Origin of the sequence: Pseudomonas sp. CFBP 13727 (assembly GCF_014841915.1) — a bacterium.
Taxonomy (GTDB): Bacteria; Pseudomonadota; Gammaproteobacteria; order Pseudomonadales; family Pseudomonadaceae; genus Aquipseudomonas; species Aquipseudomonas baltica.
Map to the genome: position 1 here is coordinate 526,558 of NZ_JACYUT010000001.1, position 12,020 is coordinate 538,577.

Here is a 12,020-nt window from a genome sequence, read left to right on the forward strand (position 1 = left end):
GGGCTTCCAACAGTCCACAGGACACAGCACCCGATGCTCGCAATCTTCAACGTCGCCTTTCCAGTGTTCGGGTTGATTCTGGTAGGTTTCGTCTGCCGTCGGCGCAACGTCCTGGGGCCCAATGCCTCGATCGAGCTCAACCGTTTCGTGATCTACCTCGGCTTGCCGGCCCTGTTATTCGAGGCCATGGCGCGGCTGGGCACACTGCACGGGCTGGACATGGGCTATGTGGTGGCTTTCGGCCTGGGCATGGGCATCGTGTTTCTGTTGACGCTGTGGCTGCGCGTGCGGGCCCGTGCGCACTTTCTCGATGCCACCATCGATGCCCTCGGGGCGGGTTATCCGAACTCCGGGTTTCTTGGCATCCCGCTGTGCCTGCTGACGTTCGGCGACCCCGGTATCGCCCCGGCGGTGATCGGCGCGGTGATGACCGCCTGCCTGCTGTTCGCTGTCGCCATCATCATGATCGAGACCTTCCAGCAAACCGAGAAACGCCTGGGGCGTACCCTGCTCAAAGTCGGCAAATCGCTGCTGCGCAATCCGATCATGGTCGCCCCGGTGCTGGGTTCGCTGGTCGCCTACAGCGGGCTGGTGCTGCCGGTGGGCGTGCGCCAGCTGTTCCAGTTTCTCGGCGCGGCGGCCGGACCCTGTGCGCTGGTGTCGATCGGTCTGTTCCTGGCGGCGGAAAAATCGCACAAGGCCGACGGCAAGACCTTGGCCATGCTGGTGGCGATGAAGCTGCTGGTGCAGCCGGCGCTGACCGCCTGGTTGGCGTTCTGGGTGTTCGACATATCGGCGATGTGGGCCTGGGCGGCACTGCTGGTAAGCGCCCTGCCCATCGGCAACGGGCCGTTCATGCTGGCTGCGCTGTATGGCCGTGAGGCCGACACCATGTCGCGGGCGATCCTGGTCTCGACCCTGTTGTCGCTGGTCACGGTGTCGCTGATCCTGGCCTTGATACCGGCCGGGGTGCAGCGCTAGTCGCGCATGTAGCCGCCGTCGACGTCCATGATCTCGCCGGTGACGAAGCTGGCCGCGCCACTGGCCAGGAAGCACACCGCTGCAGCGATGTCGCGTGGCGAGCCGGCACGGCCGAGCGGCATGTCGGCGAGCACCTTGGCGCGTGCCTCGGTGCTCAGGGCGCGGGTCATGTCGGTGTCGGTCAGCGCCGGCGTGATGGCATTGGCGGTGATATTGAACGGCCCGGCTTCACGGGCCAGGCCCTTGGTCAGGGCGATCACTCCTCCCTTCGCCGCTGCATAGCAGCTGTTGCCCAGCAGGCCGCCACCGCGTTTGCCGGCCACCGAAGCGATATTGATGATGCGTCCGGCGCGCCGGGCCATCATGCCCGGCAACACGGCCTTGGCGCAGAAGAACACGCTGGTGAGGTCGATGGCCATGACCCGGTTCCATTCGGCGGCGCTGACTTCCAGCAGCGGTCCGGTGGAGACGATCCCGGCATTGTTGACCAGGATGTCGACGCCGCCCAGCGCCTGCTCGACGCTGTCGACCATCGCTTGCACCTGGGCTTCGTCGGACACATCCACCGCCACACCGATAGCGTCGATGCCCAGTTCGCACAACTGCCCGGCAGCGGCGCGCGCGGCCGCGCCGTCGAGGTCGGCAATTGCCACCCGGGCACCGCATTGACCCAGCGCCTGGGCGATGGCAAGGCCGATACCGCGCGCGGCACCGGTCACCACCGCCACCTGGCCGGTGATGGCAAGACTGATAGGGGCATTCATTATTGTTGTTCCCTTGGTTGAAGATCAGGCAATACAGATCTGGCGTCAGGCTGGCAGGTAGGCGCCCTGGGCCAGTTGGTCCTTGAGCGGCGGGATGCCCAGGCGGCGCAGGACGCGATACAGCGATGGTCGACAGATGCCCAGGGCACGCGCCGCCGCCGACATGTTCCAGCGGCAGGCGTTGAGCACATCGAGCACGTCGGCGCGCTCGTCCACCGGTGCGGCAAGAATCACCGGACGACGGATCGGCGTGACGTTGGCAGGCGACACGGCGGGCGCACTGCCCTGGGCGATGAAGTCCACCGGCAGGTCGGCGCGCTGGATGCGGGTACCTTCCATCACGGCACAGGCGTAGCGAATCACCGCACGCATCTGCCGCAGGTTGCCTGGCCAGGGATGATTGAGCAGCAGTGGCCAGACATCCGAGGCGATGAGTTGCCGAGGGTCGCAGCCGGGCAATTCGCTGGCCACCATGCGGCAGACCAATTCGGCGCGGTCGGTGCGCTCGCGCAGCGGCGGCAATTGCACCACACCGGTGGCGATGCGATAGAACAGGTCTTCGCGAAACGTGCCTTGTTGCACCAGGCCAGTGAGGTTCTGGTGGGTCGCGCAGATCAGGGCGAAGTCGACCTTGACGCTGCGCTCGGCGCCCAAGGGTGTGACTTCGCGTTCGGCGATCACCCGTAGCAGGCGCGTCTGCTGTTCGAACGGCATGTCGCCGATCTCATCGAGGAACAGGGTGCCGCCGTCGGCCTGCTGGACCTTGCCTTTCTTGCCGCAGGGCAACGCGCCGGAGAAGGCGCCGCGCGAGTAGCCGAACAGTTCGCTTTCGATCAGGCTTTGTGGAATCGAGGCGCAATTGAGCGCGACGCACTGCGCCCGATGGCGTTGGCTGTGGGCGTGCAGGGCGCGGGCCAGCACTTCCTTGCCGGTGCCGGTTTCGCCCTGGATGAGCACGGCAATGCCACGCTCCATCAGGCGCAGGGCGCGACGAAAGGCCTGGCGAACCTGCGGGTCGCTGTCGTTGGCAATATCGGAATCGCACGCGGCGGGCGAAGAAAGTGCGGGCGAAGAAGTCGAAGCACGTGCGGTGTGTTCGCATACAGAAGACATCGGCGTCACCTTTTATTGTTCTATAGCTTGTGACTATCTCGAGGTCTGGCGCTCGTGACGCAAGCCTCGACGCTGTGGCCATTTCACAATACGGCAGGCAGAGTTATGTTTTCCAATCCATAATCAGGCACCCACTGATACCTTTGCGAGCATCAATGATCGAGCTCAGGCATTTACAGTACTTTCGTGCGCTGGCCGAAACCCTGCACTTCGGCCGCGCGGCCGAGCGGCTGCACATCTCCCAACCGCCGTTGTCGCGGCAGATCGCCTTGCTGGAAGACGAGTTGGGGGTAAAGCTGTTCGACCGCTCGCGGCGGCAGGTGGAATTGACCGATGCCGGCCAGCGTTTCTATCTGGACACCGGAACGGTGTTTGCGGCTTTCGAGCAGGCCAAGCGCAATGCGCTGGCGGCGGCTCGCGGGGCGGCCGGGGAATTGTCGGTGGGGTTCATGATGTCGACGGCCTACAGCGTGACGCCCGCGATCACTCGGCGTTACGCGGCGCAGTATCCGCAGGTGAATCTGAAACTGACGGAAACCCTGCCCATGGACCTGGCCCAGGACATCAGCAGCGGCCACAAGGATGTGGCGATCATGTACCGCCCGCAGGATTGCAGCGGATTGGAAACGGTGACGATCTACCGCGAGGAAATGACGGTGGTGCTGCCGCCTGGGCATCGGTTGCTGGAGCAGCCGTTGATCGATCCGCGTGATCTGGCTGCAGAGACTTTCATCATCGTGCCGCGACGCATCGCTCCGGCCCTGCATGACATGATCGTCAACTATTGCCTGCAGCATGGCGTGACGCCCAACGTGGGGCTGGAAATCAACATGCAGCAGACCATCGTCAATCTGGTGGGTGAAGGGCTGGGCATCGCCATCGTTCCGCGTTCGATGCGCAACATGCGCTTGACCACCACCACCTTTCGGCCGCTGGTGGCACCGCCGGTGATCGAAGTGGTCGCGGTATGGAAGGCCGACAACCACAACCCCTGCATCGCCACGTTCGTGGAAAGCGCCATGCGCGCCGGGGAAGAGGCGACGCTGCAGGATCAGTGAACCCCTGAGGTATCGCGGCGCCCCTTTCGCGGGCAGAGCCCGCTCCCACAGTGGGGCCTTGCAGTTACGCAAATCCTTCGTAGGAGCGGTCAGCGGCCGCGAAGGGTTGACGCGGTATGCCTGACACACCGCCCTGTACTTTTACCTGGCAGTCAGATTTCGAGGATGCCGGAGGCCATGTAGCCGCCGTCCACCGGGATCACGTGTCCGCTGATGTAGGAAGCATCGTCGGATGCCAGGAAGGCCACCGCGCCGGCCATTTCCGCGGGGGTGCCGTAACGACCCATGGGCACGGCGCGGGCGTAGGACTCGCGGGTGGCACTCGAGTGCAGGCGTTGGGTCAGCGGCGTGTCCACCGGCCCCGGCGCGATGCCGTTGACGGTAATCCCGTACTCGGCCAGCTCGATCGCCATTTGCCGGGTGAGGCCAATGACCGCTGCCTTCGACGTGCCGTACGCGGTGCGCCCCGCGCTCGCGCGCATGCCGCTGATGGAGGCGACGTTGATGATCCGCCCCCAGCCCTGCGCCTTCATCAAGCGTGCCGCGTGCTGACCGCACAACAGTGCGCCAGTCACATTGATGTTGAGTACCCGCTGCCAATCGGCCAGGTCGCAGTCCAGGAAGGCTTGCGTCCTGGCGATGCCGGCATTGTTCACCAGGACGTCGCAGCGCGGCAGGCTCGCGAACACTTCGGCGATCGACGCAGCATCACCGATGTCGATCATCGCCGCCTCGGCTTCGATGCCCTGCGCGCGCAGGCCGGCGACCATTTCCTCGGCGGCGCCGCGGTTGATGTCGGCGACCACCACGCGGTGGCCGTCCTCGCCCAGGCGCTGGGCGATTGCCGCGCCAATGCCCATGGCCGCGCCGGTGATGAAAGCTACCCGACCTGCGCCAATGCTCTTCACGCCGGTGGTGCTTGAAAGCTGTCTGACTGCTTGGCTCATGACCAGGACTCTCTTAAAGGAAACCGATGGAAATCCACGGGAAACAGGCAACGATGACCAAGGCCACCACCAGTGCCGCCAAGTACCCCCAGACACGCCGGATGACGTGGTCGGACGACGTCTTGCTGATGGCACAGGCAGCGTAGAAACCCACCCCCAACGGCGGCGCGAACAGACCGATGCCCATGGCCAGGATCACCACCATGGCGTAGTGCACCGGGTGGATGCCGAGCATTTCGGCCAACGGGAACATCAAGGGGCCGAACAGCACGATGGCCGGAATGCCTTCGAGCACGCTGCCCAGGATGAGGAAAGTGACGATGGTGACGAACATGAAGCCGATCGCCCCGCCCGGTATCTCGCTGATCAGGTCGACCAGGTTGGCCGAGAACCCCGACTGGGTCAGGGCCCAGGCCATCGCCGAAGCCATGCCGATGATCAACAGGATTGCCCCGGACAGTGCCGCAGCCTCGATCATCATCGGATAGACCTTGCGGAACTCGATGTGGCGCATGAACAGGTGCATCACCAGCCCCACCAGCACCACGTAGGCCACACCGATGGTCGACACCTCGGTGGCGGTCGCCGCCCCTTCGAGCACGGCCACGCGGATCAGCAGCGGCAACGCCAGGGCCGGCAAGGCGATCATGAACGTCTTGGCGACCACCGACATCGGTGCGCGCTTGACGGTGGGCATGGCTTCCTTGCGCGAACGCCACCAGCAGACGATCGCGATGACCACGGTGGCCACCACCGCCGGCATCAGCCCGCCGATGAACAACGCGGTGATCGAGACACTGCACACCGCACCGATGGTGATCAGCACCAGGCTGGGCGGAATGGTCTCGGTCATGGCACCGGTGGCAGCCAGCAAGGCGGCCAGTTCTTCCGGCTCGGAGCCGCGCTTCTTCATTTCCGGGAACAGCGCCGGCGCTACCGCGGCCATGTCGGCCACCTTGGAACCGGAGATTCCCGACACCAGGAACATTGCACCGAGCAGCACGTATTGCAGGCCACCGCGCACATGCCCCAGCAGCGAGGCCATGAAATCGATCAGGGTGCGGGCCATGCCCGACAGCTGCAACACCACCCCCAGCAGGACGAACAGCGGCACGGCGAGCAGGACCATGTGCGACATGCCCTCGTCCATGCGCCCGACCACGATGGACAAAGGTGCATGGGTGGCCAGCGCCAGATAGGCCATGGTCGCGGTGCCGAAGGCGAACGCGATCGGGATGCCACCGAACACGCAGGCGCCCAGCAGCACCAGGAAGAACACCACCAGGTTGTAGTTGCCGATCTCCGCCAGCAGCGGCTGGGACAGCCACAGCGTGCCGCCGACTACCGCGACCACGGCGACGCCGGCCACGAACTGGCGCAGCGTGGAGTAGCGCGCCATGCGTGACACCGCTGCCAGCAGCATGAGCATGGCGCCAACCGGCAAGGCTGCCGCGCGCACCCCGTCGGGGATGCCCAGCGCCGGGGTGGTGATCGCCATCTGCTCGTGGGAGTGGACCATCGCCGGGGTGATGATCATGGCCACGAACAGCACCACGATCAGCGCCGACAGGGTTTCGCTGAAACCACGCCAGGCCGGTGGCAGCTTGTTCACCAGCGCCGACATGCGCATGTGCTCGCCCCGATCCAGGGCCAGCACGGCGCCGAACATCGCCAGCCAGATGAACAGCGACGAGGCCAGCTCATCGGTCCACACCAGCGGGTTGTGAAACACGTAGCGCGAGACCACGCCGGCCAGCAGTACACAGGTCTCGACCAGCATCAAGGCTACGGCAAGCACCTCGACCACGCGCATGGCGCCGCGGTTGAGGCAGATGAGCGCCCGGGCCGGCAGGGGCATGGCAGCGTTTTCGACCGGCATCGCCTCGGCGCTCATCATGCCAGCTTCCCGGAGTATTTTTCGAGGATGGCCCAGGCCGCTTCACCGAACTTCTCGTGCCAGTCGGCGTAGTAGTTGGCGCTGCGCAGCTTCTCGCGGAACGCCTGCGGCTCGGTGTCGGCCAGCTCCAGGCCCTTTTCCTTGAGGGTGTCGCGGATGCTGCCCTGCAAGGCCGCCAGGTCGGCGCGCTGGCTCATGACCGCGGCATCGACGTGCTTGCGCACCACGGCCTGCATGTCCGCCGGCAGGCGGGCGAACGACTTGCTGTTGCCGAGCATCCAGAAGCCGTCCCACACGTGATTGGTCAGCGAGCAATACTTCTGCACTTCATAGAGCTTGGCCGACGACACCAGCGTCAGCGGGTTTTCCTGACCCTCGACGATGCGGGTCTGCAGGGCCGAATACACTTCGGCGAAGTTGATGCTGGTGGGCGCCGCATCGAACGCCTTGAAGATCGACATGATGATCGGGCTGGGCGGCACGCGCAGCTTCATGCCGACCAGGTCTTCGGGCTTGAGCACCGGACGGGTGCTGGTGGTGGTGACGCGGAAGCCGTTGTCCCAGATCTTGTCGAAGGCGAACAGGGTCTCGGTCTTGGCGATCTCGCCGCGGACATGGGCGCCGAGCTCGCCGTCCATCGCACTCCAGACCTGATCGTAGTCCTTGAAGGCAAAGCCTACGGCGCTGATCTGTACCGAAGGCACCAGGGTGCCGAGGATCACCGGCGACAGGGCGAACATGTCCACCGCGCCGGAGCGCACCTGGGCCAGGGTGTCGGTGTCGCTGCCCAACTGGCTGCTGGGGAACACCTGGATCTGCACCGCGCCGTCGGTCTCTTCCTTGATCGCCTTGGCCATTTCCCGCGCCCGGACGTTCATCGGGTGAATCATGGGCAGGTTGTTGGCGAACTTGAGCTTGAACTCCGCCGCCTGGCTTTTCGAGCTGTACAAGCCCAGGCCAGTGGCTGCGACCGCCGCCGATGCGAGGGTGGCGGTCTTGATGAAACTGCGGCGCGAGAAATCACTCATGTAGCTCTCCTGACCTTCTTGTTTTTATTGACCGGTTTGATGACCGGGCTGCCGTGGCTGGCGCTGGGGATGCAGGGTGAGAAAGCAAATCGGGTGCCACCCCTGCCCCGTCGGCGAAAAAAGCGTGTTCAAGGGCGCCCGCCGGCAAGCAAGCCCCTGTTTTTCTTGAACAAAACTGTACCGACTCGAATGTATCCGCACGTTTCACGCCTAAAGCGCCGTACAGCCTGATGTAACAGGTGTCTCCCGCAGGTGTCGCCTGCCGCGAACGAAGCGACACCTGTGGCGACACGACACCTCGCCACGGTAACAGCCAGCCCGCCACGGGCCGGCGTTTCAAGCCCTTGGCACCGCTCTTGCTATCGACCTTGGCAAACAACATCAATCCAGATTTCATTCGAGGAAAGACCTCATGGGTTCGCCAGTCATCAGCGGTTGGTACCACTCCCCCTTCGGCAAATTCGACCAGCTCGACCCCGAGCAGATGATGGCCGATGCGGCCGTGGCTGCGCTCGAGCATGCCGGGCTTGACGCCGAACAGATCGATTCGGTCCACGTCGGCCATTTCAACGCCGGCTTTCTCTATCAGGATTTCCCCTCCGCCCTGCTCGCCAACCACATCCCGGCCCTGCGCTTCACCCCTTCGGTGCGCGTGGAGAACGCCTGCTCCACTGGGTCGGCGGCGATCCATTCGGCGTTGCAGGCAGTGCTCTCCGGCCAGTCGCGCCACGCGCTGGTGGTGGGCTTCGAGAAGATGAACACGCTGCCCACCGAGGAAGTCGGCAAGATCCTGCTCAAGTGCTGCTACGCCAAGGAGGAAGCACAGATCGAGGGCGGCTTCGCCGGGGTGTTCGGCACCATCGCCCAGACCTACTTCGACCGCTACGGCGACCAGTCGGACGCGCTGGCGATGATCGCCGCGAAGAACCACGCCAACGGCGCGTTGAACCCCTATGCACACATGCGTCGCGACCTGGGCTATGAATTCTGCCGCGAGCCGTCGGCAAAGAACCCGTTCGTGGCTGGGCCACTCAAGCGCACCGACTGCTCGCTGATCACCGACGGCGCCGCCGCCCTGGTCATCAGTCGCGACGACCATGCGCCCGGCCGTGGCCAGGCGGTGAGTTTCCGCGCGGCAGTGCAGGTCAATGACTACCTGCCGCTATCGCGCCGCGACCCGACTTTCTTCGAAGGCGCGGCGCGCGCCTGGCAGCAAGCGCTGGGCACCTCTGGCCTGAGCCTGGCCGACCTGTCGCTGGTGGAAACCCACGACTGCTTCACCATTGCCGAACTGCTCGAATACGAAGCCATGGGCCTGGCCGAACGCGGCCAGGGCGCACGGGTGATTGCCGAGGGCATCAGCCGCAAGGACGGCCGGCTGCCGATCAATCCGTCTGGCGGGCTCAAGTCCAAGGGCCACCCGATCGGCGCTACCGGCGTGTCGATGCACGTGATGGCGGCCATGCAGCTCAGCGGCCAGGCCGGCGACATGCAACTGGCCAAGGCCGACCGCGCTGGCGTGTTCAACATGGGCGGCGCCGCGGTGACCAACTACGTGAGCATTCTGGAGCGCGTGCAATGACCGGCATCGACAATGTGATGAACCTGGGCGAACTGCTCAACCAGATTGCCCGCCGCTACCCGGATGCACCGGGGTTCATCCGCGGTGACCAGGTGCACACCTGGCGCAGCATCTCGCAGCGGGTCGACAGCGTCGCCGCCGCACTGCGCGCGCGCGGGCTGGGCAAGGGCGACAAATTGCTGGTGCATTCGCGCAACAACCTGCCGCTGTTCGAGAGCGCCTGGGTGGCGTTCCGCCTGGGCGCGGTATGGGTACCGACCAACGTGCGCATCACCCCGCCCGAGGCTGCCTATCTGGGCAGTTCCAGCGGCGCGGTGGCCATGTTCTACGACGACGGCCTGGCTCACTACGTGGATGCCGTGCGCGCCGAGTCGCCGGCCCTGGTGCATGTGATCGCCCTTGGCGAACCCCGCGAAGGCGAACTCAGCTACGGGCAGTTGCTGGACGAAGGCGCGCCGCACGCCAGCGCTTTCCGCCCCGCCGACGTCAACTACCATGACCCGCTGTGGTTCTTCTACACCTCGGGCACCACCGGCCACCCCAAGGCCGGAGTGCTCACCCACGGGCAGATGGCCTTCGTCATCAACAACCACATCGCCGACCTGATGCCCAGCCTGACCCAGCACTCGCGCTCCCTGGTGCTGGCGCCGTTGTCCCATGGCGCCGGCATCCATGCGCTGGTCAACGTCGCACGCGGCGCCGCCTGCGTGTTGCCGGCCGGCGATCGACTGGACTGCGACGAAGCCTGGCGCCTGGTACAGGAACACCGGGTCGACAACCTGTTCACCGTGCCGACCATCGTCAAGATGCTTACCGAAGACCCCGCCGTCGACCGCTACGACCACAGCAGCCTGCGCCAGGTGATCTATGCCGGCGCGCCGATGTACCGTGCCGACCAGTGCCACGCCCTGCGCAAGCTGGGCAAGGTGCTGGTGCAGTATTACGGGCTGGGCGAAGTCACCGGCAACATCACCGTGCTGCCCGCCGATTGCCACGATGCCGAGGATTCCCCGGCCGCCAAGGTCGGCAGTTGCGGCTATCCGCGCACTGGTATGCAAGTGGCGATTCTCGACGAGTCGGGCCAGGAACTGGCGACCGGCGAGGACGGCGAGATCTGCGTGCGCGGCCCGGCGGTGTTCAGCGGCTACTACAACAACCCCGAGGCCAACGCCAGCTGCTTCAAGCACGGCTGGTTCCACACCGGCGACCTGGGCCACGTCGACGAGCACGGCTACCTGTTCATCACCGGCCGGGCGTCGGATATGTACATTTCCGGCGGTTCCAACGTCTACCCGCGCGAGGTCGAGGAAGCCCTGCTGACCCATCCTGCTGTCAACGAAGTGGCCGTGCTGGGCATGCCGGACGCGAAATGGGGCGAATGCGGCTGCGCGGTGATCGTCACCACCGGCCCGGTCAGTGACGAGCAGTTGCTGGCCCATCTGGAGCCGCGCCTGGCTCGCTACAAATGGCCCAAGCACTTCGTGCGTTGGGACGACATGCCCAAGTCCGGCTACGGCAAGATCGTCAAGAAGCAGATCCGCGCACTGCTGCAGGAACGCGAGGAGGTAGCCTGATGAACCCCCATTTCGAACAGCGCGACGGCGTACGGGTGTTCGTCCACGGCGGGCCGGCGCAGCAGCCGCGGCGCCTGGACCGCAGCGTGGCCCAGGGTGAAGAGTTGCGCATCGTGTTGCCCCTGGCGTGCAACGTCGCCGAAGGCTTGCTGGCAGCCCTGCGCGGGCGCCGCTACGGCAGCGCGGTGGGGCGCATTCTCTGTGGCGGCGCGGCGCACCTGAGCTATCACCGCATGGTGGTCACCGACAAGGCCGAGCGCCCCTACGACTACGGGGCGCCGGTGGTACTGGACGGCTACATCACGTTCATCAGCGGCGCCATCACCGTCGGCCGCGATGCGCAGAACATGCCGTTGCTACATTGCCACGCCGGGTTCCTGGACCGCGACGGGCAGCAGCACGGTGGCCATCTAGTGCTCGACAAACTGATTGTGGGCAGCGAAAACCTGGTGATCCGCCTGTGCCTGTTCGATCAGGTCGCCTATCAGGCACAGCCCGATGCCGAAACCCACTTCAATCTCTTGCACCCGATCGACCAGGAGGCCTCATGAACGCCAGCGCCGTACTCGAACCCGACCTGTCCGCTTCCAGCATCCAGACCGGCCGCCTGGGCCGACTCGTGGTCGCCCGGCTCAAACCCAACGAAGACATCGTTGAAAGCGCCGAGGCGCTGTGCGCCAGCCACGGGATCGCACTGGCCGTGATTCGTGGCGGGCTGGGCAGCTTGATCGATGCACAGCTGGGCTATCTGGGCCGACACGGCATGAAGACCCTGAACGTGCCGGGACCGGGAGTGGAGATTCTGAGCATCAGTGGCGAGATCGTCATCGGCGAGAGTCGCCTGCAGGCCGTGGTTGCGGACGCCGACGGCAACATCTTCGCCGGACGACTGGAGCGCGGCCGCAACCTGTCGTTCATCACCGTCGAGTTGACCCTGCAGGAGTGGCTGCCGGACTGACGCCCCCCCCGTGGCCCTCACGTAGGAGCGGTCAGCGGCCGCGAAGAAGCTATCGCGGTGGATCAGGCCTACCGCGTCAACCTTTCGCGGCCACGGACCGCTCCTACAGGGTCCTGCG

At 65.2% G+C, this 12,020-nt stretch carries 11 protein-coding genes; 6 read left to right on the top strand and 5 right to left on the bottom strand.

The features are described 5' to 3' along the window. The first annotated feature begins 33 nt into the window (after positions 1–33). Positions 34–981: an AEC family transporter gene (locus tag IFT76_RS02275; protein ID WP_192057297.1), complete on the top strand. Its 948-nt coding sequence runs from the start codon at positions 34–36 to the stop codon at positions 979–981. On the opposite strand, the gene IFT76_RS02280 is transcribed toward IFT76_RS02275, so the two are convergent. Together IFT76_RS02280 and IFT76_RS02285 are read right to left on the bottom strand one after the other, a co-directional pair. Next, positions 978–1,745 (bottom strand): SDR family NAD(P)-dependent oxidoreductase, encoded by a 768-nt coding sequence (locus IFT76_RS02280; RefSeq protein ID WP_192057298.1) that lies wholly within the window; start codon positions 1,743–1,745, stop codon positions 978–980. The two genes, IFT76_RS02275 and IFT76_RS02280, sit on opposite strands and share 4 nt — an antisense overlap. A gap of 45 nt (positions 1,746–1,790) precedes the next feature. Then, on the bottom strand, positions 1,791–2,858 hold the full coding sequence (locus IFT76_RS02285) for a sigma-54-dependent Fis family transcriptional regulator (protein WP_122478473.1): 1,068 nt from the start codon (positions 2,856–2,858) through the stop codon (positions 1,791–1,793). A gap of 155 nt (positions 2,859–3,013) precedes the next feature. On the opposite strand from IFT76_RS02285, the gene IFT76_RS02290 reads away from it, so the two are divergent. Next, on the top strand, positions 3,014–3,916 hold the full coding sequence (locus IFT76_RS02290; RefSeq protein ID WP_122714213.1) for a LysR family transcriptional regulator: 903 nt from the start codon (positions 3,014–3,016) through the stop codon (positions 3,914–3,916). A 152-nt stretch (positions 3,917–4,068) separates the two neighbouring features. Here the strand turns inward: IFT76_RS02290 and IFT76_RS02295 are convergent, their stop codons facing one another. The 3 genes from IFT76_RS02295 to IFT76_RS02305 are packed head-to-tail and all read right to left on the bottom strand — an operon-like array spanning position 4,069 to position 7,788. Continuing rightward, positions 4,069–4,863 carry an SDR family NAD(P)-dependent oxidoreductase gene (locus tag IFT76_RS02295; protein WP_192057299.1) on the bottom strand — a complete coding sequence of 265 codons (795 nt, stop codon included), beginning with the start codon at positions 4,861–4,863 and terminating at the stop codon, positions 4,069–4,071. 13 nt (positions 4,864–4,876) lie between these two features. Continuing rightward, complete coding sequence (locus IFT76_RS02300) at positions 4,877–6,760, bottom strand: TRAP transporter large permease (RefSeq protein ID WP_197975690.1); 1,884 nt, start codon at positions 6,758–6,760, stop codon at positions 4,877–4,879. Beyond that, positions 6,757–7,788, bottom strand: coding sequence for a TRAP transporter substrate-binding protein (locus IFT76_RS02305; protein ID WP_192057300.1), 1,032 nt, complete (start codon positions 7,786–7,788; stop codon positions 6,757–6,759). The genes IFT76_RS02300 and IFT76_RS02305 overlap by 4 nt, the downstream gene beginning before the upstream one ends. 412 nt (positions 7,789–8,200) lie before the next feature. On the opposite strand from IFT76_RS02305, the gene IFT76_RS02310 reads away from it, so the two are divergent. The 4 genes from IFT76_RS02310 to IFT76_RS02325 are packed head-to-tail and all read left to right on the top strand — an operon-like array spanning position 8,201 to position 11,902. Then, positions 8,201–9,370: an acetyl-CoA acetyltransferase gene (locus IFT76_RS02310; RefSeq protein WP_122478481.1), complete on the top strand. Its 1,170-nt coding sequence runs from the start codon at positions 8,201–8,203 to the stop codon at positions 9,368–9,370. Further along, a complete protein-coding gene (locus IFT76_RS02315) occupies positions 9,367–10,944 on the top strand; it encodes an acyl-CoA synthetase (RefSeq protein WP_197975689.1) in 1,578 nt (525 codons plus the stop codon). Before IFT76_RS02310 ends, IFT76_RS02315 begins: the two co-directional genes overlap by 4 nt. Further along, positions 10,944–11,495 (top strand): hypothetical protein, encoded by a 552-nt coding sequence (locus IFT76_RS02320; RefSeq protein ID WP_122478483.1) that lies wholly within the window; start codon positions 10,944–10,946, stop codon positions 11,493–11,495. Before IFT76_RS02315 ends, IFT76_RS02320 begins: the two co-directional genes overlap by 1 nt. Beyond that, on the top strand, positions 11,492–11,902 hold the full coding sequence (locus IFT76_RS02325; RefSeq protein WP_122714218.1) for a PPC domain-containing DNA-binding protein: 411 nt from the start codon (positions 11,492–11,494) through the stop codon (positions 11,900–11,902). The genes IFT76_RS02320 and IFT76_RS02325 overlap by 4 nt, the downstream gene beginning before the upstream one ends. Positions 11,903–12,020: the final 118 nt, after the last annotated feature.